Origin of the sequence: Numidum massiliense (genome assembly GCF_001375555.1) — a bacterium.
Classification (GTDB): Bacteria; Bacillota; Bacilli; order Thermoactinomycetales; family Novibacillaceae; genus Numidum; species Numidum massiliense.
This window is the reverse complement of sequence record NZ_CTDZ01000009.1, coordinates 2,404,860-2,429,528: the sequence shown is the minus strand read 5'-3', so window position 1 is coordinate 2,429,528 and position 24,669 is coordinate 2,404,860. Positions and strand designations below refer to the sequence as shown.

Annotated in this window: 23 protein-coding genes; 17 read left to right on the top strand and 6 right to left on the bottom strand. The window is 50.2% G+C overall.

Annotated features, from left to right (window positions below; translation table 11 throughout):
* Positions 1 to 25: 25 nt before the first annotated feature.
* From BN1247_RS11505 to BN1247_RS11490, 4 genes are all read left to right on the top strand, one after another.
* Positions 26 to 304, top strand: a complete 279-nt coding sequence (locus BN1247_RS11505; protein ID WP_054950515.1) for a PTS sugar transporter subunit IIB — start codon at positions 26 to 28, stop codon at positions 302 to 304.
* 33 nt (positions 305 to 337) lie between these two features.
* On the top strand, positions 338 to 1,597 hold the full coding sequence (locus BN1247_RS11500) for a PTS ascorbate transporter subunit IIC (RefSeq protein WP_082416055.1): 1,260 nt from the start codon (positions 338 to 340) through the stop codon (positions 1,595 to 1,597).
* Positions 1,598 to 1,602: 5 nt separating this feature from the next.
* Positions 1,603 to 2,313 carry a tryptophan synthase subunit alpha gene (locus tag BN1247_RS11495; RefSeq protein WP_187119777.1) on the top strand — a complete coding sequence of 237 codons (711 nt, stop codon included), beginning with the start codon at positions 1,603 to 1,605 and terminating at the stop codon, positions 2,311 to 2,313.
* 200 nt (positions 2,314 to 2,513) lie between these two features.
* Complete coding sequence (locus tag BN1247_RS11490; RefSeq protein ID WP_054950512.1) at positions 2,514 to 3,071, top strand: GNAT family N-acetyltransferase; 558 nt, start codon at positions 2,514 to 2,516, stop codon at positions 3,069 to 3,071.
* Positions 3,072 to 3,091: 20 nt separating this feature from the next.
* Here BN1247_RS11490 and BN1247_RS11485 read toward each other — a convergent pair whose 3' ends face one another.
* Positions 3,092 to 4,318, bottom strand: coding sequence for a DUF819 family protein (locus tag BN1247_RS11485; protein WP_054950511.1), 1,227 nt, complete (start codon positions 4,316 to 4,318; stop codon positions 3,092 to 3,094).
* 228 nt (positions 4,319 to 4,546) lie between these two features.
* Here BN1247_RS11485 and BN1247_RS11480 point away from each other — a divergent pair, with 228 nt between their 5' ends.
* From BN1247_RS11480 to BN1247_RS18010, 12 genes are all read left to right on the top strand, one after another.
* Positions 4,547 to 5,503: a VOC family protein gene (locus BN1247_RS11480; RefSeq protein ID WP_054950510.1), complete on the top strand. Its 957-nt coding sequence runs from the start codon at positions 4,547 to 4,549 to the stop codon at positions 5,501 to 5,503.
* Positions 5,504 to 5,656: 153 nt separating this feature from the next.
* Positions 5,657 to 6,745, top strand: coding sequence for a flavodoxin-dependent (E)-4-hydroxy-3-methylbut-2-enyl-diphosphate synthase (gene ispG, locus BN1247_RS11475; RefSeq protein WP_054950509.1), 1,089 nt, complete (start codon positions 5,657 to 5,659; stop codon positions 6,743 to 6,745).
* A 72-nt stretch (positions 6,746 to 6,817) separates the two neighbouring features.
* On the top strand, positions 6,818 to 8,173 hold the full coding sequence (locus BN1247_RS11470; RefSeq protein ID WP_054950508.1) for a glucose-6-phosphate isomerase: 1,356 nt from the start codon (positions 6,818 to 6,820) through the stop codon (positions 8,171 to 8,173).
* A gap of 239 nt (positions 8,174 to 8,412) precedes the next feature.
* A complete protein-coding gene (locus tag BN1247_RS11465; RefSeq protein ID WP_054950507.1) occupies positions 8,413 to 9,339 on the top strand; it encodes an ABC transporter permease in 927 nt (308 codons plus the stop codon).
* Between the two features lies 1 nt (position 9,340).
* Positions 9,341 to 10,312 carry an ABC transporter permease gene (locus BN1247_RS11460; protein WP_054950506.1) on the top strand — a complete coding sequence of 324 codons (972 nt, stop codon included), beginning with the start codon at positions 9,341 to 9,343 and terminating at the stop codon, positions 10,310 to 10,312.
* A 7-nt stretch (positions 10,313 to 10,319) separates the two neighbouring features.
* A complete protein-coding gene (locus tag BN1247_RS11455) occupies positions 10,320 to 11,339 on the top strand; it encodes an ABC transporter ATP-binding protein (protein ID WP_054950505.1) in 1,020 nt (339 codons plus the stop codon).
* A gap of 262 nt (positions 11,340 to 11,601) precedes the next feature.
* Positions 11,602 to 13,284 carry a peptide ABC transporter substrate-binding protein gene (locus tag BN1247_RS11450; protein WP_054950504.1) on the top strand — a complete coding sequence of 561 codons (1,683 nt, stop codon included), beginning with the start codon at positions 11,602 to 11,604 and terminating at the stop codon, positions 13,282 to 13,284.
* A gap of 363 nt (positions 13,285 to 13,647) precedes the next feature.
* Positions 13,648 to 14,670 (top strand): C40 family peptidase, encoded by a 1,023-nt coding sequence (locus BN1247_RS11445; protein WP_054950503.1) that lies wholly within the window; start codon positions 13,648 to 13,650, stop codon positions 14,668 to 14,670.
* Between the two features lie 85 nt (positions 14,671 to 14,755).
* On the top strand, positions 14,756 to 15,490 hold the full coding sequence (locus BN1247_RS11440; protein WP_082416054.1) for a Uma2 family endonuclease: 735 nt from the start codon (positions 14,756 to 14,758) through the stop codon (positions 15,488 to 15,490).
* 208 nt (positions 15,491 to 15,698) lie between these two features.
* Complete coding sequence (locus BN1247_RS11435; protein WP_054950502.1) at positions 15,699 to 16,250, top strand: biotin transporter BioY; 552 nt, start codon at positions 15,699 to 15,701, stop codon at positions 16,248 to 16,250.
* A gap of 367 nt (positions 16,251 to 16,617) precedes the next feature.
* On the top strand, positions 16,618 to 17,556 hold the full coding sequence (locus BN1247_RS11430) for an SDR family NAD(P)-dependent oxidoreductase (RefSeq protein WP_054950501.1): 939 nt from the start codon (positions 16,618 to 16,620) through the stop codon (positions 17,554 to 17,556).
* Positions 17,557 to 17,793: 237 nt separating this feature from the next.
* The gene (locus BN1247_RS18010; protein WP_187119776.1) at positions 17,794 to 18,135 is read left to right on the top strand and encodes a hypothetical protein; all 342 of its coding nucleotides are present in this window, start codon (positions 17,794 to 17,796) and stop codon (positions 18,133 to 18,135) included.
* A 23-nt stretch (positions 18,136 to 18,158) separates the two neighbouring features.
* Here BN1247_RS18010 and BN1247_RS11420 read toward each other — a convergent pair whose 3' ends face one another.
* The 3 genes from BN1247_RS11420 to BN1247_RS17775 all read right to left on the bottom strand — a co-directional run bounded on the left by BN1247_RS11420 (position 18,159) and on the right by BN1247_RS17775 (position 20,798).
* On the bottom strand, positions 18,159 to 18,938 hold the full coding sequence (locus BN1247_RS11420; protein ID WP_187119775.1) for a hypothetical protein: 780 nt from the start codon (positions 18,936 to 18,938) through the stop codon (positions 18,159 to 18,161).
* A gap of 128 nt (positions 18,939 to 19,066) precedes the next feature.
* Positions 19,067 to 19,981 carry an ABC transporter ATP-binding protein gene (locus BN1247_RS11415; RefSeq protein WP_054950498.1) on the bottom strand — a complete coding sequence of 305 codons (915 nt, stop codon included), beginning with the start codon at positions 19,979 to 19,981 and terminating at the stop codon, positions 19,067 to 19,069.
* A 646-nt stretch (positions 19,982 to 20,627) separates the two neighbouring features.
* Entirely contained in the window at positions 20,628 to 20,798 is a 171-nt protein-coding gene (locus BN1247_RS17775; RefSeq protein ID WP_187119774.1) for a hypothetical protein, read from the bottom strand.
* Between the two features lie 491 nt (positions 20,799 to 21,289).
* Between BN1247_RS17775 and BN1247_RS11410 the strand changes: the two genes are divergently transcribed.
* A complete protein-coding gene (locus tag BN1247_RS11410) occupies positions 21,290 to 22,858 on the top strand; it encodes a glycine betaine uptake BCCT transporter (protein ID WP_054950497.1) in 1,569 nt (522 codons plus the stop codon).
* Positions 22,859 to 23,007: 149 nt separating this feature from the next.
* Here BN1247_RS11410 and BN1247_RS11405 read toward each other — a convergent pair whose 3' ends face one another.
* Both BN1247_RS11405 and BN1247_RS11400 read right to left on the bottom strand, forming a co-directional pair.
* Complete coding sequence (locus tag BN1247_RS11405; protein WP_054950496.1) at positions 23,008 to 23,190, bottom strand: FmdB family zinc ribbon protein; 183 nt, start codon at positions 23,188 to 23,190, stop codon at positions 23,008 to 23,010.
* 111 nt (positions 23,191 to 23,301) lie between these two features.
* The gene (locus BN1247_RS11400; protein WP_231633267.1) at positions 23,302 to 24,357 is read right to left on the bottom strand and encodes a M42 family metallopeptidase; all 1,056 of its coding nucleotides are present in this window, start codon (positions 24,355 to 24,357) and stop codon (positions 23,302 to 23,304) included.
* Positions 24,358 to 24,669: the final 312 nt, after the last annotated feature.

The window sequence follows — 24,669 nt, the reverse complement described above, 5'->3', positions numbered from 1 at the left end:
ACCAATTGTGAAAGGATGAACGATTATGTTGAAAGTGTTAACGGTTTGCGGTGCAGGGGTCGGGAGCAGTATGATGCTCAAAGTATTTACAGAGAAGATTTTAAAAGAGGAAGGTGTTGAAGGTACCGTCAACGCCGTTGATATCGGATCAGTTAGCGGCGGGCAAGATGCCGACGTGATCATCACGACACCGGAACTCGCACAATTGCTGCAAAACGTGCAGGCGAAAGTGATCGCACTACCTAACTTGATGGACCGAGAAACGCTGAAAAAAGAGCTCTTACAAATAATCCACGCAGAGTAGGTGTAAACGTTGGACACGCTCAGCTCATTCATCGTGTATTTTAGCAGTAATTTTCTGAGTGAACCGTCTTTTCTAGTAGGCCTTGTCGTCTTAGTCGGGTTATTGTTGCAAAAGAAGTCGTTTGACCAAGTTGTATCCGGGACGGTCAAAAGTATCGTCGGGTTTCTATTGATCTTAACTGGTGCGCAAAGTATGGGTATGACACTGTTGCCGTTACAACCGATGCTGCAACACTTGTTCGGCATGGAAGCGGAAATTGTGTCGATCGACAAAGCGATGGGCGCCGGCATGGCTGCGTACGGCGCATCGGCAACGTTAATTTTTACACTCGGTTTTTTGATCAACGTGCTTTTGGCGAGGTTTACTCGCTTTAAGTATATCCACTTATCGGCTCACGTGTCATTCTTTTACGCCGGTTTAATTGCCGCTTTACTGACGGTCGGTACGAACTTGAGTACAATTAATATCGTGTGGATCGGTTCGCTCATGTTAGGAATCTATTTGACGCTAACACCGGCGATGGTGGCGCCGCTCATGAAGTACGTTCCCGGCGGCGAAGGGTTTACGATCGGTCACTCTAGTTCCGTCGGCTGCTTTATTTCTGGTCATCTCGGAAAAGTCGTCGGCAACAAAAAACGTAATTTGGAAGACATTAAACTGCCGGCAAAACTGAACTTCTTGCGCGAAACGACGATTGCCCTCAGTGTCATTATGGTGTTGTTTTTCTTAGTCGTCACACTGGCGGCAGGCAAAGGGTTCGTCGAACAAAATGTGAGTGGCGGCAAAGACTTTATTGCCTTTGCCATCTTACAAGGGATTCAGTTCGGGGTGTGGATTACGGTTATTATAACCGGGGTGCGGATGATGTTGGCAGAAATCATCCCAGCTTTCCACGGCATTTCGGAAAAACTGGTGCCGAATTCGACGCCTGGTCTCGACGTGCCGCTGTTGTTCCCGAACCATCCGACGTCGGTTATTGTCGGCTTCTTGTCCAGTTTAACCGCAGGCTTGATCGGCATGGTCATCCTCGGTTGGATCAAATACCCGGTCATCGTCTTTCCGGCATTAATCCCGACGTTTTTCACTGGTGCGGTGACGGCCATTTTCGGTAACGCGACCGGGGGAAGGCGCGGAGCGGTCATCGGTTCCTTTATAAATGGGCTCATCTTGATCTTTGGACAAGCGTTGTTGCTACCTTACGTCGGTGAGTACGAGGCGGTCATGCGCGTGTTGAGTGAGACGGACTACACGTTTTACGGACCGATCATTGGGGCGATCTTGTCATGGTTTTAAGTCGTTTGCAACAACTCAAGCAGAGTGGCCAGAAGGGAATTACCTATTATTTACTGGCCAATTATCCGTCCCACGAGGCGTGTTTGCGTACGATTGACGAGTTGGTGGCTCACGGGATGGCTGCGCTGGAACTCGGACTGCCTGCGGTAGATCCGTTTATGGACGGGGAAATCATTGCAGGCGCGCACGCACAAGTGATGCGGAACGGTTATACGGATGACGACTTAATCCCACTACTTGCGAAAGTACGCGCTCGCCATCCGCAACTGCCGATCGTGTTAATGGGTTATGACGAAAGTTTTAATCAACCGTTTTTGCGCCAGCACACGGCGTTGTTCGACGCGATTTTATGCCCGGAACGGCCACTGTTGATGGAAGGCACAGCGCACATTCCTTTTGTGACTGCGGCAGACGATTGGCAGACAGTGCGACAGCCGTCAGGGTTCGTGTACATCGGCTCGAGCAAGGAAGGCACGGGCAAGGGGATCGGTTCCGGCTTCGCCTCGACCTTACAGGCGTTGCGCCGCGTGACCGGCCTCCCATTGTACGTCGGTTTCGGCATAAAAAATGCACAGCACATTCAACGGGTGTTACAAACCGGTGCAGATGGCGTCGTGATCGGCACCGAGCTGATTAAACGGGTCACGGAAGATACAGCGTCGCGCATAAGCTGGCTACGAGAAAATGCGCGTGCACTTAAAGGGACTATAGTATAGGAATACTGAACAGTTAAGGATCATCAGGTAGACTGATGGTCTTTTTTTTTGGAATTTATAGTGGGAGGGTGGGCTCGTACGTATTTAACTTAGGAACCGTTTTAGTTATCGTTTGACACGGCATGTATTCTACAAACGCCCGATAATATGTACAATAGATACTAAGAAACTTATGAGATAAAACATGTTGAGGTGAGACGATGTTTTACTATCCACTTACTGAAGGGGCAGAGCTGCGCCTGTTAGAAGAGCGACACGCTAAGGCGTTATTTGCGCTTACGGACGCCAACAGAGCGTCGCTGCGCGAATGGTTGCCATGGATAGACCAAACGCTCGACGCCATCGACACGCTGCAATTTATTCGCGCGGGATTAAAGCAGTTCGCGAATAACGATGGGTTTCACTGCGGTATTTGGTTTCGCGGGGAGATCGCAGGGGTCGTCAGTTATCATTTTTGGGATTGGCGCAACCGCCGCACAAGTATCGGGTACTGGTTAGGAGCCGATTTTCGCGGGCGCGGACTAATGACGGCGGCGGTGCGGGCGCTGACGGATTACGCGCTTGGTGAGCTGCAACTGAATCGAGTCGAAATTCGCTGTGCGACAGGTAACGAACGCAGCTGCAAAGTCCCGCTAAGACTAGGGTTTACCCACGAAGGGGTACTCAAAGAAACAGAGTGGCTGTACGACCGCTTTGTCGACCACCACGTGTACGCGATGTTGCGCGAAGCGTGGCGCAATCGGGAGATAAGCAGTTGATCTCAATGACAAGAGCCTCCTTACGGCATCATGCTTTGTACCCAAAAGCCGACAGCCGAGCCGATATAGTTACCGATGACGTAGCCGAGCGTACCGACGAGCAGTGTCGGGACGATCAGTTTCGTCCACCCTTTGGCGATCGCCATCGCCGCTGCCGTCGTCGGTCCGCCGATGTTGGCGTTACTCGCTAAAATGATTTCTTCGAGGTCAAATTTGAACAACTTCCCGAAAACGAACGAGAACAACATGTTCAAGGCCACCATAATGAAGACGAAAACGAACAAGAGCGGTGCATTTTGCACGATGACGCTGATGGACGCCGGTACCCCGACGACGACAAAGAAAAAGTAAATCAAATACGTCCCAATTTCTTGTGCGCCGCGAATGTTGGCGAAGAAGCGCGGAAAACAAGTGACGGCAATTAGCGTGATCGTCGTCAACATTAAATATTTGTCTCCGAAAATGCTGTGGGCAACGTTAAGTAGTATGTGCACGTCTTCCCCGAAAGGAATCTTTTCAGCAAATGTACTGGCTAACGTGAACGAGAGCGCGACTAGCGCAAAAGCAGCACCGACAGTGAGCGCAATGTCTTTTAGAGAGATTTCTTTGCGGCCCCAGTAAGCGGCGGCCGTTGTTTTTGCCTCCCCATCAGCCGTCTGCGCTTCGACCGCAGCAACGTGGGGCGCGTTGTACCGTTTACGGAAGAAAGCGAGCGCCGGAATGGCGATGAGCACGAAAAAGTAGAGAGCCATCATGAGGTTATCGGCGACAACAGTCGAGGAGATAAGTTCACTTGGCGCCTCAAATTTACTGGCCATCGCCGCAAAGTTAACCGTACCGCCGATGTATGAGCCACTCATCATCGCGGCAACTTTTTCTGCTCCGGGAATGACGTCTTTTAGCGTCATAAAGGCAACGATCGCTCCAGCGACGGTACCGATCGCACTCAATAAAAACATCGCGAGCATACGACCGCTTTCGTGCCATATTTTGCGCAAGTCGGTTTGAAACAACAATAGCGGGATCGCGAGGGGTACGATGTATGCCCATACGGCGTCATACACGGGTGAATCCGTTGGAATGACGTGAAGGTTGGCGAGCACCATCGCCCCGATGAGTGCGATAATCGCCCCCGATACTTTTGCTGCCCATTGAAACGTCTGTTCTAAATAAATGCTTACCCCCGCCCATACGGCTAAAAAAGCCCACAATAACCACGTGTCGTCCGGTTTAATCAACGTCTCCATACTTAGTTGGCCTCCTGTTTCTGTTTGTAAAGGTAAATGGTAGGTGTCCCAGTTTTGAATATTATGTAAACAGCGCCTCTAAGAGTGTCTCTTTAGATTGCAAGTTGACTCTCACTTGTACCCATAATAGATTCTAGACAAAAAACTGGACACAATCAATAGGTTGCGGTTGCGCTGTATGGAATAATAGACATTAGCCAATCAAAGTAAAAGAAAGGACTGGTACTGATGGAAAAGGGGACGCTCGTCCTCGATCACGTGGTACATTTTATTAATCCCACAAGATCGACAGAACTGTTAGCGGAACTCGCGCAAAACGGGTTTCACGCGGTTGCGGGGGGCCAACACGTTAACTGGGGCACTTACAATGTACTCAGCTACTTTGATTTATCGTATATCGAATGGTTAGCAGTCGAGCGTATAGAGATCGCTGGGCGCGTCATAGACAACCCGCTCGTCGGGCAACTGTTGCACGATTTGCCGCGCGGGGAAGGCTTGGGACAACTCGCGATCCGCACGGGCGATATCGAAAGGTTAGCCGCTCACATAGAACGTACCGGGACCCGCGTGACACTCACTGACGGCAGCCGCACCCGTGCTGACGGAAAAACACTCGCTTGGCGCATGCTGTTCGTCGACGGTCCGTTTGAGGCGCTCCCGCTGCCTTTCTTTATCCAATGGGGACAGAGTGATGAGGAACGGCGGACTGATTTACAAATGAATGGCACCATTGCCCCACATAGCGCTGGAAACTTGCGTTTAAAAGAAGTGTTTTACGCTGCACACGATCCGGGGCAGACGGCTGCTCACTGGCAACGACTCTTCGGACTTCCTAGCGGTGGCGAAGCGTTTAATGCCGAGCTCGGTGCGCACTGCCATCGCCTGCGGCTAGGTGATGTCGACATCGTGTTTTGTCGGCCGGAACGCTTACAGCGCCCACATCATTCGGAACGAGCGCAGCAGTCGGATCACGTGCTTCATCAGGATCGCGCACATCACATGGATCGGCGGAGTCAGTCGAATCGATCAAGCCGTTCGGGACATTTAGACCGGTCAGAAGCGGGCGACATCGTCGGCCAAACGTTGCTCGAGCGGGGAGAGCGCCCGTTTACCCTGACGCTTACCGGTGCCAAGCGCCGCGCGGAGGTGCAGTTTCGCGGGAGTGTGTACCACCTAGAGCCGTAGAAAGCCGCCTCCGGCCTATCATCAGACGTGTTGGCACGCCTCGAATAAGTGATATAATGGGGGAGACGTAAGTTTTTTACCAACATCGTTCAGACACAAGGTGACTGCATACGATAGTATAGAGATACGGACTAACAAAAAGGGGCGTTAACGATGTTTCATCGCAAAGATACTCGTCCAGTTAAAGTTGGCGATTTGACGATCGGCGGTACTGACCAAGTGATTATCCAAAGTATGACGACGACGAAAACGGAGGACGTCGCAGCTACGGTTAAAGAAATTCACCGCTTAGAAGAAGCCGGCTGTCAAATTGTGCGCGTCGCTTGCCCAAATATGCGGGCGGCTGAAGCGATTGCCGATATTAAGAAACAAATTAACATTCCGCTTGTGGCGGATATACATTTTGACTACCGCTTAGCGCTGAAGGCGATTGAAGGCGGGATAGATAAAATTCGCATCAACCCGGGCAATATCGGGAAGCGCGAACGGGTAGAGGCCGTCGTCAAAGCGGCGAAAGAGCGCGGCATCCCGATTCGCATCGGTGTCAACGCCGGATCACTGGAAAAACGTATTTTGGAAAAATACGGGTATCCGACGGCGGACGGCATGGTGGAGAGCGCGTTGTACCACATTGGGATTTTAGAGGAGCTGGACTTTCACGACATTATCGTCTCGCTTAAGGCGTCCCACGTGCCACTGGCGATCGAGGCGTATGAAAAGGCAGCAGAGAAGTTCAACTACCCGCTGCACCTCGGGATTACCGAATCGGGTACGCTGTTCGCCGGAACTGTGAAGAGCGCAGCCGGTTTGGGAGCGATTTTGTCGCGCGGGATCGGCTCGACGATTCGCATTTCCTTGAGCGCTGACCCGGTCGAAGAAGTAAAAGTTGCGCGCGAATTGCTGAAGAGCTTCGGACTCATCGCGAACGCGGCTACACTCGTGTCGTGTCCGACGTGTGGGCGAATCGAGATCGACCTCATTAAAGTCGCTAACGAGGTCGAAGCATACATCGCCAACTTACAAGTCCCGTTGAAAGTGTCCGTGTTGGGCTGTGCGGTGAACGGTCCGGGCGAAGCGCGCGAGGCGGACATCGGCATTGCCGGCGGTCGCGGCGAAGGGCTATTGTTCCGCCACGGGGAAATTATTCGCAAAGTACCGGAAGCGACGATGGTCGAAGAGTTGAAAAAAGAAATTGACAAACTCGCAGCAGAATACATGGCAAAGCAGCAGCAAAAGGCATAGGTGCTTGGACAGGGTCGCTACGAACGCATCTTTGACATCATCATGTTTTACTACCATTGGAGGAATGTACAAGTGACCGATTCGCTACGCTTTAATTACAAAACAGCGGCACCATTTGTTGCCGAACACGAGATGACGAACCTTGAACCGGCGATTCGCTTAGCCCACGAGCAGTTACATGACAAGCGGGGGGCAGGTGCCGACTTCCTCGGCTGGGTTGACTTGCCGACGCAATACGACCGCGAAGAATTCGCCCGCATTAAAGAGGCAGCGGCGCAAATTCAGCAGCATTCCGACGTCCTTGTCGTCATCGGGATCGGCGGCTCTTACCTCGGGGCGCGCGCCGCCATTCAAATGTTGAACCATTCTTTTTACAATGAGTTGCCGCGGGAAAAGCGGGGTACGCCGCAAGTGTTATTTGCCGGGCACAACATTAGCTCCACCTATTTGACGCACTTGCTTGAAGTGCTAGAAGGAAAAGATGTCTCGCTTAACATTATTTCCAAATCGGGGACGACGACTGAGCCGGCGATCGCCTTCCGCATTTTGCGTAAATATATGGAAGACAAATACGGCGTCGAAGAAGCGCGGCGGCGCATTTTTGCCACGACGGATCGAGCAAAAGGGGCACTGAAGCAGTTAGCTGACGAAGAAGGATATGCGACGTTTACGATTCCCGACGACGTCGGTGGACGCTATTCCGTCCTCACTGCGGTCGGGCTGTTGCCGATTGCCGTTGCCGGCATTGATATCGATGCGATTATGGCCGGTGCCGCGGCGGCAGCAGAGCGCTACCGGACGCCGACGATCGTGGACAACGATTGTTACGCGTATGCGGCGGTGCGTAACGCGTTATACCGCAAAGGGAAGACGACAGAATTGTTCGTCCACTACGAACCGGCGCTGCACTACTTTTCCGAATGGTGGAAGCAGCTGTACGGCGAGAGCGAAGGGAAAGACGGCAAAGGAATCTTTCCGGCGGCTGTCGAGTTTTCCACCGATTTGCACTCGATGGGACAGTACATACAAGAGGGGATGCGCCACTTGTTTGAGACAGTTCTCGTCGTGAACGACGTCCCTGCATCGCGCACCATTGAAACGGACGAAGACGACTTGGACAAGTTAAACTATTTAGCCGGGCAAACGGTCGAATTCGTCAACCGCAAAGCGTTTGAAGGGACGCTACTCGCCCATACGGACGGCGGCGTGCCGAACCTCGTCCTCGAAGTGTCGGCCATTACGCCGCACGTGTTTGGACAGCTCGTCTACTTCTTTGAAAAAGCGTGTGCGATTAGCGGTTATCTCCTCGGCGTCAACCCGTTTGATCAGCCGGGAGTCGAAGCGTACAAAAAGAACATGTTCGCCCTTCTCGGTAAACCGGGCTTTGAGCGAGAAAAAGCGGAGTTGGAAAAGCGTCTGCAAAAATAGGCTGCAAAAATAGTGCGGCGTGAAACTGATCCGGTTCCCCGTGCCGTAGGTGCCTAAGTGCCGTAAACGGCATGGGAACCGCTCCCTGTTCAACCTTTTTGCAAGCGCATTCTACCGCTTGATTAAATTGTAAATACAGACTAAAATAAACCTAATAACTTATGGGTGACAACTGGCGTCTACTATAATTGACTCTTAAGAACAGACGTTATCTTACTATTCGGAAAGTAGGAGTTGCGATGCTGAAGTACATCGGAAAAAGACTCGTCGCAGCCGTCATTACGCTGTGGGTCATCATTACGTTAACATTTTTTCTCATGCACGCGGTACCTGGTTCGCCGTTTAACAGCGACCATATGACGAGTGAAGCGGTACAAAAAAATTTAGAGGCACACTACAATTTGGACAAGCCGCTCGCTGTGCAGTACGTCCTCTACTTGCAGTCATTGCTCAAATTTGACTTTGGCCCGTCGATTAAAAAAGACGCATCTGTCAATGAGTTGTTGGCACGCGGTTTTCCCGTGTCGTTTGAACTTGGTGTCGTCGCGTTAACGATTGCCGTCGTGTTCGGAATTGCCCTCGGCGTTATCGCTGCTATTAGACATAACGGGTTCATGGATTACTTTGCGATGGCTTTCGCCGTCATCGGCATTTCCGTTCCGAGCTTCGTTATGGCAACGCTTTTAATCCGGTGGGTGGCCGTCAATTGGGGCTTACTGCCAGTCGCGACGTGGGCGAGTTGGAAACATATGATTTTGCCGTCGATTGCGCTAGCGCTCAGCCCGATGGCGATCATCGCTCGCTTGACGCGTTCGAGTATGTTAGACGTACTGACGCAAGACTACATGCGCGCCGCTGTCGCCAAAGGGTTGTCCCGGACGAAGGTCGTCCTAAAGCACGCGCTGCGCAACGCGCTACTACCAGTCATTACGTTACTCGGCGGATTAGTTGCATCGGTACTAACAGGTAGTTTCGTCATTGAAAAAATATTTGCCATCCCGGGTATGGGAAAGTATTTCGTCGATAGCATCGGCAACCGCGATTATCCCGTCATTATGGGGACGACGGTGTTCTACGGCGGCTTTCTCATCTTAATGCTGTTTCTCGTCGATTTAGCATACGGATTAGTAGACCCGCGGATTAAGCTCTACGAGAAGGAGCGGTAGTATGGAATCTTCACAAGCAAGGAGTCGCCACCAAGTATCTAATCGCAGCGGGAAAAACGAGGTGCATAAAGACTTATTCGTATTAAAAGAGACGGATGCACGCGAGCGAGAAGCAGTTCTCAGGCCGCAACTTTCGTATTGGGCCGATGTGAGGCGGCGCCTATTTAAAAACAAACTAGCCGTATTTGGCCTCATTGTACTCATACTATTAATGGCGATGGCTGCTGTCGGTCCGATGCTGACGCCGTACGGCCCAGGGGACCAAGTATTGCAAGACCAAAACAAGAAGCCTTCGGCGAAGCACTGGTTTGGCACGGACGAGTTAGGCCGAGACGTCTTCGTGCGCACGTGGTACGGTGCCCGCGTGTCTTTGTTCGTCGGCTTTGCCGCCGCAGTCATCGACGTGCTCATCGGGGTTATCTACGGTGGCGTTTCCGGCTACAAAGGTGGACGCACCGATCACATGATGATGCGCATCGTGGAAATTCTTTACGGGTTACCGTATTTGTTGACTGTCATCTTGATTATGGTCGTGATGGGGCCGGGCTTGGTGACGATTATCGTCGCGTTGACGGTCACCGGTTGGGTTGGGATGGCGCGCATCGTGCGCGGACAAGTGCTGCAACTCAAAAACTATGAATACGTGTTGGCCGCCCGCTCGCTCGGCGCGAGTTCTGCCCGCATCATCCGCAAACATTTGATTCCGAACGCGATGGGACCGATTATCGTGCAGATGACGTTGACCGTTCCGTCTGCTATTTTTGCGGAAGCGTTTTTAAGCTTTTTAGGATTAGGCGTGCAATCGCCGTTTGCGAGTTGGGGGACGATGGCGAACGACGCTTTGCCGACGATTACGTCTGGTTATTGGTGGCGGCTGTTTTTCCCCGCGTTCTTCATCTCCTTGACAATGTTTGCGTTTAACGTGTTGGGAGACGGTTTACAAGATGCACTCGATCCTAAATTAAGGAAGTGAAAAGCGGATGTCATTATTAGAAGTGAAAGACCTTCACGTGTCGTTTAAGACGTACGGCGGCGAAGTGAAAGCGGTGCGCGGGGTTAACTTTTCTTTGCGCGAAGGGGAGACGCTGGCGATCGTCGGCGAGTCCGGCTGTGGAAAAAGTGTGACGGCGCAAAGCTTGATGCGTCTCATTCCCGATCCGCCTGGAAAAATCACCGCGGGTAGCATTTTGTTTAAAGGAAAAGAAATCACGCGGATGACGGAGCGGGACATTCGCAAGCTGCGCGGTGCAGAAATAGCGATGATCTTCCAGGATCCGATGACCTCACTCAACCCGACGATTACGATCGGTGAACTGATCATGGAAGCTGTGCGCGAACATAAACAAGTTTCCCGAGCAGAGGCGCGCGAGCAGGCGCTTGAGGTGCTCGCCCAAGTGGGCATTCCGAATCCGGCGGAACGGTTGAAACAGTACCCGCACCAGTTTAGCGGCGGGATGCGGCAACGGATCATGATTGCGGTCGCTCTCGTCTGCGGGCCGTCCGTCCTCATCGCCGATGAACCGACGACCGCTTTAGACCCGACCATCCAAGCGCAAATTATCGATTTGTTTAAAGAAATACAGCGGAAAACCGGTGTCTCGATTATTATGATCACGCACGACCTCGGAGTCGTGGCGCAAATCGCCGATCGCATTAACATTATGTACGCTGGACAAGTTGTTGAGACAGGGACGCTTAGCGACATCTTTTATCGGGCGCAGCACCCGTACACGAAAGGGCTGCTACAGTCGGTTCCCCGCTTAGACGGCGACCGCAACCGACCGCTGATCCCGATTGCCGGCACGCCACCCGATCTGTTCGCCCCGCCACAAGGGTGCCCGTTCGTGGCGCGGTGCAAGTACGCAATGGAAGTGTGCGACCGTTTTGCACCCCCGGCGACGCCCATCAGTAACGGTCACGCAGTCAATTGTTGGCTGCAAGACGATCGCGCCAAAGCGGTGCGCGAGGCAGTTCGAGAGGGGCAACCAGCGATGCGTTAAGGTCGATGCGAACAATAGGCGGCGTAAAACAGGCGGCGTAAAAACGTTTCGCAAAAGCTACTATCGGTGTTTTTGACGTTCCTAGCATACTATCGCGGGATCGTCTGCAGATTGCGTGCAACGGGTTGTACAGACGATTTTCCCATTCATGCGATCTTGTCATGAAGCGATTCTGTTCATGGTAGTAAATGAGGGCGTCATAACCATATATTGTACTAAGTCATTTCGCAGTAAAAAAATGATAGAAAAGGGTGAATGAACGTTGAGAAAAAGAAAGCAACTGTTGTCGTATTTACTCATTAGTGTCCTTGTCTTAGCACTGTTAGCAGGTTGTACGACGACTGGCACGGATGCGCCAGATGGGGGAAAGAACGCGGAAAAAGCAGGCGAAGGGCAGAAAACAGGGGAAAAAGCGGAGGAAAAAGGCGCCGGTAAGGAAAAAGTACTGCTTTTGAACAACGGGCAAGAGCCTAAATCGTTTGACCCGCCGGTCGCCTTTGACGCCGTTTCGTACAACGCGTTGAACAACATTATGGAAGGGCTCGTCCGCTTGGACAAAGACAACGAACCGAAGGAGGCGATGGCTGAGAAGATCGACGTGTCTGACGACGGCAAAGTGTACACATTTACGCTCCGCGACAACGCCAAATGGTCGAACGGCGACCCGGTGACGGCACACGACTTTGAATATGCGTGGAAGCGACTCGCCGACCCGAAAACTGCCTCTGAGGCTGCTTTCTTGAGCTACTACATCGAAGGTGCCGAGGCGTTTAACTCCGGAAAAGGCAAAGCCGACGACATGAAGGTGACGGCGAAAGACGACAAAACGTTGGAAGTGACGTTGGCAGCGCCGCAAGGGTACTTTTTGCACGTCATAACGAACCCGCCGTTCTTCCCGATCAACCAAAAGGTCGCGGAAGAAAATGCAAAGTGGCACCGCGAGGCGAAGACGTTTGTCGGTAACGGTCCCTTCAAGCTGACGGAGTGGAAACACGACAGCGAGCTTGTGATGGAGAAGAACGAAAATTACTGGGATGCGGATACGGTGAAGCTGGATCGCGTCGTCTGGAAAATGATCGATGAAGTGGCGACAGAATACGAACTGTACAACACGGGTGAGCTGCACACGTCGGAACTCCCGCCAGACATGAGTGAACAACTGTATGCAGAAGGAAAAGTAAACGTTGAGCCCGAAGCGGGAACGGAATTTTACCGCTTCAATACGACGATGAAGCCCTTCGACAACAAAAACATCCGCAAAGCGTTTAGCCTAGCGATCGACCGGCAAAACTTGACCGACTACGTGTTGAAAACGGGCGAGAAGCCAGCCGCTGCGTTCGTCTCTTACGGCTTCCAAGATGCAGCGGGCGGTGACTTCCGCGAAGTTGGCGGCGATTACGTCAAGTTTGACCCCGATGAAGCGAAAAAGCTACTGGAAAAAGGGATGAAAGAAGAAGGATACGACAAACTGCCCGAAATTACGCTGACGTACAACACACACGATAAACATAAAAAGAACGCCGAAGCGTTGCAGCAAATGTTTAAGGAGACGCTCGGCGTCGATGTGAAGCTCGTCAATGTAGAGTGGCAAGTGTTGTCGGACGACCAATCCGCCCTCAAGTTGCAGTTTTCCCGTTCGTCGTTCCTCGCTGACTTCGCTGACCCGATTAACTACTTGGAAAGCTTCGTCACAGGTAGCACGATGAACCGGACGGGTTGGAGCAACAAAACGTTTGACGAACTGATCAAAAAGGCGAAGCAGGAAGCGGACGAGAAGAAACGGTTTGAGCTTATGCACGAGGCGGAACAAATTTTGTTCGACGATGCGGTTATTACGCCGTTATACTTCTACAGCCGCGTTTACTTACAAAACGAGAAAGTGAAGGACATCGTTAGACACCCAGTCGGTTACATGGAACTGAAGTGGGCCGACATCGAGCAGTAATGGGTACTGTAGCGGTAAACGACCTAGGGGCCATGTAGCGGTGAATCCGATAGTATCTTCCAAAAGTCCCCTAAGGGAAGCCACCCAAGGGCAGTGACCCAAGGGAAGCGACTCAAGGGAGCGACTCAAGGGAGCGACTCGAGGGAAGCGACTGGCAGAGCTGCAGTGAGCAATCTTGGAAGCAAGGAAGATAGGTTTTACCGCGTGACTGCGTCAATTTATAGCTATGCAAATGTAGAGTGGGTGTTCGGCCTTAGATGGTCGAACACCTTGTTTTAAAAATCGCCGTGACGAACACTACTTTGAAAATGGCTACTTTGATAATCGCTATGGCAAGCAATACTTTGATGGGGAGCGAACACGATGAAACAGATAGATTGGGTTGTCGACGTCGCGGTGGCAACTGTGTGGACGGCACCGACATCGCCGCGGGCGATCGATGAACAGGCGTTGACGAATCCGGTAGACATAAAAGGTTGGCTCGAACGGATGACTGTTGAGGAACGACTCGACTTGTGTAACAGCAATCGGGTGCAGACGCAAGTGCTATATGGCCAGCAGGTGACGGCAATCGGTGAGCAGGGCGAGTGGCTCGAAGTCGTCATCCCGGAACAAGCGTCGAAAAAAGACGGGCGCGGTTACCCGGGTTGGATCCCGCAACGCCAACTGCGGCCACTGACGGAAGCGTTGCGCGCGGAACTGTTTCCGGTGGACAGCGGGCGTGTAGAACGGGAGACAGTCGTCGTTACCGAGCCGACGGCGTTTTTATACAAGGAAAAGCGAGGTGACGACGGAGACCCTGAGCGGGGCGTTGCAACGAAGTCGGAGGAAGTGGCCGCAGGAGAGCACAAGATAGGTGAATCATTAGAAATTAGCTTCCAAACGCGGTTGCCGCTCATTGAGGCTGGCGAGGAGTGGGTGCAGGTCGCCACGCCGCATGGGGTACAGTTTTTACGGCAGCATGACGTTTTCATCGCCTCTGGTGTCAGACAGCTACCGGGTACAACCGGTGCCGACGTGCTAAACGCGGGGAAGGCGTTTCTTGGGTTGCCGTATTTGTGGGGCGGTATGTCTGCCTTTGGCTACGACTGCTCCGGTTTCGTCTACGCGATGCACCGCGCGATCGGAGTGACGATCCCCCGTGATGCAGACGATCAGAGCACGGGCGGAACAGCAATCGCGCGGGAGGCACTACAGCCGGGTGACCTCGTCTTTTTTGCGTATGAGAGTGGTAAAGGGGCCGTTCACCACGTCGGGATGTATGCAGGGGACGATCACATGATTCATTCGCCAGACACGGGTAACTGTGTGGAGCTCATTCCTTTTTCTACGTATAAAAACATTCACGAATTTTGCGGTGCACGCCGTTATTGGGAGGAAGGGTAAGAATTGATTGTGTGTGGCTAAAGCGTACGGGCTAAGAAGCGAGGTAGCTTTACGAGAAAACAGCGTGAGTTTAGAGGTGAGCAAGGTGTATAAGAAAAATCGTTCCAATTGGACTAGGGAGCCCGATGACTTTAGGAACAAAAAAGATCGTACGAGTAGCGCGAAAGGATACGATGTGAAAGACGATCGGCTGACCGTTAAAGAGGGGCAGTTAACTTACGACGATTACGCAACGTTACCAGACGACGCTATGCGATATGAACTTGTCGCGGGGACGCTGGAGGAGCTAGGACCTTCCCCCTCACCGAAACATCAGTTTGTTAGTGTCCATTTGTTACATAAAATGTTGCAAACGTGCGAAGCAAACTATGTGGTGCTTCACGCGCCTTTGGATGTGATCCTTTCCCCTCACGAGGTGCGGCAACCGGACTTAGTAATGATTCGGCGCGACAGGCTCCATATCGTGACGAAGCGCGGAATCGAAGGGTCCCCTGATCTAGTGGTCGAGATTTTATCTCCAGCGACAGCCAAACGGGATAAGCACGATAAATTGAAGTCCTACGCTTCTTTTGCTATTCCCGAATACTGGATTATCGATCCGCAGAACGAACTGCTCGAACAATACGTGCTACCCGAGCAAGATGCCGTGCAAAATGCCGAGCAAGATGCCAAAGAAGATATGGCGCAAGATAATGAACAGGGATACACCTTACACGATATTTACACCGGCGAACAACCTGTCCGTTCGACGCACATCCCGTGTGTTCAATTCTCCGTGCAACATATTATGGGAGCTATTCCGGAACTACCTAATGCGTAAGTGTGAGGAATAACTGAGCGTAAATGAGCGCACTACGACGTGATACCATTACGACGTGATACCACCATTCTCACCACTTTTGCCACCCCGCTGCGTGGGTGTGTATTTTTTTTTGCGATCATACTGGACTTTTTTCTTAAGTTATCATTACAATGAGTAATGGTATGAGAAGTATAGTAACGATCATGAAATGAAAGAAGGTCATCGGATGCGCTCTGAACGTTTACGCATGCAGCTAATGGCCGCACTGTTCGCTGGTTTTACCGCGATATGTGCGCAAATACATATTCCTCTTCCGTTTACTCCTGTGCCGGAGACGGGGCAAACGGTCGGTCTCGGACTAGCGGCAATCCTTCTCGGTTCGAGGTACGGTGCCCTGTCTGCGGCGATTTACGTGTTACTCGGGGCCGTCGGGATGCGCGTCTTTGCCGGACTTAGTGGCGGGATGCACGTCATCGTCGGTCCGACAGGTGGCTATATTATAGCCTTTGCATTCGCCGCATTTTTGATCGGGTGGTTAATGGAACGGCGCGAGCAACCGGGAATCCTGTGGGCGTTTGTCGCTAACGTCCTCGGTACGGTCATTATTTTGATAGCGGGAACTGTACAGTTAAAGTTCGTTTCCGGGTTTTCGTGGCAGCAGGCATTTTTTGGCGGGTTTGTGCCGTTTATTCTCGGTGCCGTTGTTAAATCGTTCCTCGCCGCATCGATCGGGGTCGTCTTGCATCGTCGCTTGTCGCGGTTGGGGCTGACGAAGTGAAGGAAGTGCTCGCTGTTCGCTGACTCCATACAAAGTCCTTTCTGCCAAAGGCCATACCAAGTAAATGAGGCGGATAGGTGGAGGGGAAGACTGCGTTCTTACCTGGGGAGGCCTGATGGACACGCCAAGTGTCCTTGGTACACATAAGCCCTTGCACTAAGGGCTTTTTTTCTTTTCTATTATATTCCATAGGTCGAAGGCTGTTAGGTGAAAGACTGGATAACCGTTGATGGAAGCGATTGTTTGTTCTCCGCCTTTCGTCCTATATAAAATCATCCTCTGGACTCTTATAGTTGCCGAGTGAAACACATATAATTTCTAATTATTAGGGTCATAAATAGTTCGTACCGGAAAGGGGAAGGAGCTAATGAAGGATAAATTCGTGGTCATTACGGGAGCAAATTCTGGAATTGGCAAAGCGGCGGCACTCAAGTTTGCGATAGAAGGGTATCATGTGATCATGGCTTGCCGTAATATGGAGATCAGCCAACGCGTACAGCGCGAAATTGCGGCAACAGCCAACAATGACAACGTCGATTTAATGAAACTGGATGTCTCTTCTTTCGGGTCGATCCGTACATTTTGCGCGTCATTAAAAACCAAGTATCCGCGGCTGGACATTTTGATTCATAATGCCGCCTACTTGAATCACGGGGAAGACGAATATAAACTCAGCCCCGATCATATCGAATTGACGTTTGCGACGAATACTTTCGGTCCATTTTTATTGACACGTCTATTAGCAGACCATCTCGAAAAATCGCCGGATCCGAGAATCCTAAATGTGTGCACGACAAATATCAAACATTTTTTCGATCCGAGAAGGACAATCGAATTTGACAATTTGCGCGGTGAATTCCGTGATTCACGGCCTTACAGTGTCTACAAAATGTATGGCGACTCAAAAATGGCATTGTTGATGCTGAGCTTCAAAATGGCAGAAGAATATAAAGAACGGGGAATCAAGATTAATGCTTTGCAAGTTAACCGAGTAAAGTTGTCGAAAGAGACCATTCAAAAAATGCGTTCCTACTGGAGAATATTAGCACGGGCTCAAAATGTGATCAATCCCCCGCCTTCAGGCATGGCAGAAAACTATTTTCATATATGCACCTCGCATGAATTCAAGCATGTTACTGGACAGTTAATCAATCATAAGAGAGAGGTTGTACAGATAGCGGCTAATGAAGAAGGCTTTGCACAATTTAAAAATATTTTCGGTTCGGGAACTTATCCTAGTTATGCCGCCAATCCCGAGAATGTAGACCGCATATGGAAGCTGAGTGTTGAACTAACAGGCAGCTAGGGTTAATTAAGAGGGAGGAATGGCGATTAGGTAAAAGTTGTAGGAAACCACGTGTGAACGATCGTCAATGCCTATTGAATGTCACATATTAATTTGCTAGGTTGAACGCATAGGAAGGGAATTGATCTTGGGGGAAGCGGCATGCGGAGGAAAGTGAGCTGGCTCGTCGTTATGTTATGCGTATCGGTACTGATCGGCTGTCAAAGTACATCGATACAACATAGGCCATACTATTTTATGGGGGAAGACCCAGTTATCCTCATTCACGATCTCGAGGGTGGCATGGATATGCAGATCCTCGGCACAGTAGAATACGACAAGGATAGTAAGTGCCTTCACCTCAAAAGCACCCATGCGGATGCCCCCGGTTTTTCCACACCGATCTGGCCTAAGGGCACGACGCCTGTCATGGACAAGAATCGGCGTGGCGTTAATGTTCCGGGGTATGGAATTATCCTGGAGGGAGACACTATTGACGCTGGTGGTGGTGGCATCGAACGTAGCGTTCTCTCTCATTTAGACGTCCCGAGGGGATGCCTTGAGACCGACGGAGCCGTAGCCATTAACAAATCCGATTGAGCCTGCTTTATAAAACTGTACGACTACCTAACAGTTTGTCGTTTCGCAACTAAAAGTAAAGTTGCGGCTAGGACGGCAAACCACATACTTAACATGAGCCAAGCCAAATTAGCAGAAATCGTAACGACGACTTGATTCGGTTCGCCAACAATGCTAGCGCCATTATACCTAAATAACTGAGTGAGTAGATTGGCATACGACGTGTAGGGGATCCACCACGTTGGTATAAACATCTCGACATACGGTATTGCGATGCCGATTAGCATACCGGCTAGGCGGCTACGTGTAATTAACGCAATGAGCATCCCTAGTAATCCGTAAAATGACAGACCTAAACTGACGAACAAAATTTGTTGCCAATAAGAAATGGTTGTAGGAAAACCTTTAAGCGCCTGTGCGAGTGGTGATTGTTCTTGGGCAATCGGCCAAGAGATATAACCACCTAGCCGTCCAATCACAAATCCAACAACGCTCAGGAATACACATATTGCGACGAGAAGAACGAGCTTCGTGGCCAATATTTTGCTCCATCCGTCGTGCGCGGCACGAATCGCTGCCGTCCGATGAGAAAACTCTTGACCGGTAAGATGCGCACCAATAATCGTTACTAATATAACTCCAAGATAAGCGATGATGAGCAACGTATAATTTGGCGCAACGTCTGGATGCAAGCTTTCATATAGTGATTGCACTAATTCTATACTCTCTTTCATATCAATTGTTACCGTTTCGCTGTATTCATCACTTGTTGTAGCAGATAGATCTTTGCTGACACGGTTTAGGTGTTGTTCCGCTGTCTGCACTTGCGAGAAAGAAGCGACAAAGCCAAGCAGAAGAACTGCAAGTAGCAGGATCAACGTACATTGCACTAACCGACTTCGTAACATGACATGATTTTCTCGGAACAGGCAGTGAATAATCCTCATAATAATCACCCTATTTTACGATTTGGTAACGTCCGATGATGCATCATCGTTTGAAAGGCTTGTTCGAGACTAGCTTTACGAATAAATATTTCACGAAAACGAATGCGACTGGACTGTATACGATGGATGACTGTTTCTGCCTCTTCAAGAGTGGCACAGGCGATTTCTATCCATTGACCACTGTCATCTCTTACAGCTTGAGGATACAGAGCTGTGATTTTTTTTGTTTCTTGCGATTTTATGACGACAGTATGCGGTTGACGTTTGATCAGTTCCCGGGGTGAACCGGAAAAAACGGCAGTACCGTCATTAATCACGACCATTCGATTAGCAAATCCTTCAACGTCAGAAAAATTTTGTCCGGTGATAATAATTGCTGCACCTAGTTTCGTACAGTGGTGGAGGCTATTTTTAACAGCTTGCCACGAAGAGGGATCGAGTCCGATTGAAGGCTCGTCCAACAGTAAAAAGTTTGGCTTCCTCAACAGAGCAATGGCTACAGCTAGGCGGTGTCGCTGTCCGAATGACAATTTTTTGGTCTTCTGTTTGAGTAACGTGTCGTTCAAATGTAACGTGTGGAAAACGAAGGATTGCCACTCTTTATCTACTTTATGTATCCCTGACAAGATTTTTATATTACTATATCCGTTGAGCGACGGGTAGAAAGGTGCATGATCGAAGACGACAGCCAGTTGATCTCTAATCTCGCCACTGCTTTTCCCCGCAAAAGTGACCGAACCGCTTGTCGGCTTTTGTAGCCCTGTCGCAATGCGAAAGAAGGTCGTCTTACCGGCCCCGTTTTTACCGGCTAAAAAAGTGATCTCAAAGGGCTGAGCTTTGAAACTAAGCCCTTTGAGGATTTCATTCGTGCCGTATGTTTGCACGAGGTGACGGCACTCGATAACATTTTTCTGTTCCATTTATCTAATCCCCTTTTATGAACAAAGGTCAGTTAGCGTAGTGAGAGCCGTTAGACTTAACAACGGTAAGTACACGACTAGAATAGTTAGATCCGATAGGCCCCCAAGGAGTAGGAACGCCAAAGGTGAATTTCACCATCAGGTTGGATCGGCCTGTTCCTCCTTTACCCGAAGTATACCAATCCCATTTAGCGCTTGCGCCGCTTTTAAAGTTAGGAGGCCATGTCCACCGATACGATTATGCGAGATAACATCAATATTTAATATCCTTCCATATAAGACCCCTTTCTTGGTACAATACCTTTATGCTCCTTGTTGTCGCAAATCAACTTTTGGTAACTTAATACTATAACAACAAATTGTAAACGTAAACAATTATTTATGCATATGTTGCTATAATATAATTTTTGTAAAGATATATATGAATAGTGAGTAACAAGCGCTGGCGAAAAAATGGCGGTTAATTTGCAACTTCATTTTTCGTATTGGGAACTAAAGAAACACGACATTTTCTATTACAGAGGCAGTTTTTATCGACTGTTAAAGGAAATTTACGCGCAGATGGGCGAAGACGCATTGTCTGAAGTATACCATCACAAATACGCCTGTTTTCCCGAGGCCGAATACTCCGAGAAGAGGCGGATCATTAATGTTTCCCCTTTTTAAAACGGCCCAGTGGAACAGCAACCCAACGGAAGAAAAAGAAGCCGAAAAATAAAAAGAACAAAATAATAATGACGAAGACGCAGATCGTAATGGCTGGCCCAATTAAAAAAGGCAGTAAAAAGCCGTACAACCACATATTCCCACCCCCCATTGAGCGGTTGAATCAAAAACTCCACGGATGCCCAGCGTACGCACAGTCCTTACGCTTCCAGTCCTTACGCTTCCAGTCCTTACGCTTCCGGTCCTTATGGTTCCAGTCCGTACGGTTCGCATGCGTAGCAGGATACACGGACAAATTTTGAAATTGTTATATGATACGCTGCCATTAAAACGACGGTGCTAGACAGACGTTGACTGTGCTAACGCCGTTTTTTTATTTATGTTAATCCCTTACATGACGAATTACCGTTAACACTGTTACAATTAGCGAAACGTTACCCGTGCGATCAGGTTTAAATAAATGCAATAAGCGCAAACTACATCGTGAGGAATTGTCACTGTTTTTTCTTAACCGCTTCACGAATTTATGTCAATCTTCATCGGTTATCTTGAAATTAGTCATGCGGTAATGTTACCATTCTAAATTGTGCGTTTGTACGGTTTTCATAGACGTTTTATCATATATGAGAAAGGAAGTTGTTTTTGCGAAAACGCTCAGGTAAAGTCGGTGTCGTCTTCTACATATCTGTCGCCATTGTCGCTTTATTCGTCCTCTGGGGGGTATTTTTTCCGTACCATTTAGAGAGCTTCACTAATCATGCATTTAATTATATTACGCAATCGTTTGGCTGGGTTTATTTAATTGTGACGTTTATGTTTTTGGCCTTTTCACTGTATGCCGCATTTGGCCCGTACGGCAGAATTAAATTGGGGAAACCGGACGATGAACCGGAGTATTCTTTCGTTTCGTGGCTAGCCATGCTGTTTTCTGCCGGGATGGGGATCGGGTTGATGTTTTGGGGAGTCGCCGAACCGCTCATGCATTATGTCGACCCGCCGGAAGGGATTAAGCCGGAGACGGTAGCGGCAGCAGAGGCGTCGCTGCGCTACTCTTTTTTCCACTGGGGGCTCCATCCGTGGGCGATTTACGCCGTTGTCGGCATGTCACTCGCTTATTTCCAATATCGCAAAGACGAACCTGGACTCATTAGTTCCACCTTTCGCCCACTATTAGGAGACCGCGTGCGCGGACCGATCGGGAAAACGATTGACGTTTTAGCGGCGATTGCGACTGCGGCCGGCGTTGCGACGTCGCTCGGACTCGGTGCGATGCAAATTAACGGTGGCTTGTCAGACATGTTAAACATGCCGAACAACGCGTGGTCACAGTTGACGATTATTGCTGTCGTCACGGTGCTCTTTATGATGTCGGCGATCTCCGGCTTAGATAAAGGGATTAAAATATTGAGCAACGTCAACCTCGGTTTGGCTACGTTGTTGCTCGCTTTCGTCCTGTTCGCGGGCCCAACCATTTTTCTCCTCGAAACGTTTACGACGACTTTCGGCAATTACGTCGGGAAAATCATTCCGATGAGCTTCCGCCTCACCCCGTTTGGGACAGGAGAGTGGATCGGCAATTGGACGTTACTGTATTGGGCGTGGTGGATCGCTTGGGCTCCGTTTGTCGGCACGTTTATTGCCCGTGTGTCGAAAGGGCGGACGATTCGCGAGTTCGTGTTGACCGTGTTAGTTTTGCCGACGCTGCTCGGATGTCTCTGGTTTGCAGCCTTCGGCGGATCAGGACTCTTTTTTGAAACGGAATATGGTATGCAACTGACGAAAGTAGTGGATGAGAATGTCGAATCGGCACTTTTTATGCTCCTTAAGCAGTTTCCGTTCAGTTCCGTGCTAACCGTACTGGCGACGTTGTTAATTGTCACTTTTTTTGTCACGTCTGCTGATTCGGCGACGTTTGTCCTCGGCACGTTAACGTCCAAAGGTGGTTCATTAAACCCGAAAACGTACATCAAAGTCATTTGGGGCGTACTCATTTCGGGCATCGCGGCCGTGTTACTGTTGAGCGGTGGCTTAAAGGGACTACAAACGGCTTCCTTTATGGCGGCTCTCCCGTTTGCCTTTGTTATGTTACTGATGATGATCGGGCTCAACCGGACGTTAAAAGGTGAACTCATTAAGGAGCGGCGACGGGAAAAGTTGCGACTAAAAAAGTTAGAGGAGTTAGTGGAGAAAAGTTTAGAAGACAACAATTAAGGACACTAAGACGTGTAAGTTTTTCGATAAAACCGGAAAACCGGACGGTGCGAAATGGCGATAGAAAAGGATGGCTGACGCGTTACGTTTGCGTCAGCCCGATTTGTGTGGCGGAAACGCCCGGTTTCCGCATCGTATAAACATTATCCTCAGGTAAAGCCGGAGTTCGCCGGGCCGCATCCGGCGACTGGACCTTTCACCGTCACTTTAAAAATACGTTCTTTTTTCGTGTCGTTACACGCCGGGCATTGCACGCGATCGATACTGTCGTATGAAGTGATCTCTTCGTATTCTTTCCCGCACGATAAGCAGCGGAAGTCGTACAGTGGCATGGAAGGCTCCCTCCTTTATATTTCCTATACGGCGTTCAACACCATTGTACTACAAACCGCAAAATACGGTAAGGGGTATACGGAGGTCAGTGAATGGATGTTGCCGCTTTTTTACAGCGAAGGGGACAGCACGTAGTGGTATAACAAGCGGAACGTGTTAGACAGTGCGTCCTCGTGCGTGCGCTCGTACGCGTGGGAGGCATCGATGCCCGGACCGACTAATCCGTGTATGAGATCGGCTCCCGCCTCTACCGCTGCGCTGGCGTCAGAACCGTAAAACGGGTAAATGTCCACTTGATAATAAATGTCGTGCTGCTCCGCTAAGGCGACCAGTTTTTGCCGCAAGTCATAGTTGTACGGACCGCTGCTATCTTTCGCACAAATCGAGACGCAGTACTCGTCGGTCGCTTGACCTTCGCCTATGGCGCCCATATCGACGGCCAAATATTCGCGGACGCCCTCCGGGATGCCGGAATTAGCGCCGAAGCCGACTTCTTCGAACGTGCTGAACATAAAGTGAGTCGTATACGGCAGTTCAGTGTTCGTTTTCACTAGGTATCGAATGAGTTCCACTAAGATGGCAGTACTCGCTTTGTCGTCCAAGTGACGGCTTTTTACAAAACCGTGCGCCGTCTTTTCTGCGCGGGCATCGAACGAGACAAAGTCACCGACGTTAATGCCCAGGGCGTGCACGTCGGCCTCACTTTTTACGGGTGCGTCGAGGCGTACTTCCATATTTTCTTCTGTGCGTGCTTGTTCGCGCGCATCGGCGTATACGTGAACGGACGTATGGGTTGCCAAAATCGTCCCACTAATCGTTTGTCCGTTCCCCGTCTCGACGGTGCAGTATTCGCCGTCGACCGAATGCCAAGAGTAACCGCCGAGCTGCGACAGTTTCAAGCGTCCGTCTTCTTTTATTTCTTTTACCATGGCGCCTAACGTATCGACGTGAGCTGTCAACACGCGCTGTGTCGCCCTGTCGCGCCCGGGAACGGTGACGTTAAGGCCACCTTTGTTCGTCCGTTGTACCGTCATGTTTTCGCCACCCAAATCGTTCATGCGCGCCACGATGTATTGGATGGCACGGTGAGTCCTTCCCGTCGGGCTCGGTATGTTCACGAGTGCGAGTAGCGTGTCGACGATGGCGTCGGTAGGTGTCGTTTTCACGGTAAATCCTCTCCTATTTGGAACTGCTATTAAGAACCGCTATTAAGAAACGCCTGTTAAGTAGTAGCGATTATCTTTTCTATTATAAGGTATGACCTCTAGGGTTGCGCAACAAGACGTGAACATCATCGGCGAGCCAGTGAGCCGCTACGCGGGGCTGCCATCACGGAGTCGCGCTCACCGTGTCGCGCTCACGATGCCAATGACTCCTTCATGCGATCTTTCCCTTGCCTAAATAGACGGTCATTTGTTAATATATGATTAAATGAAAGAGAAAACGGAGTTTTAAAAAAAGCCCCCACCAGCAAAAGG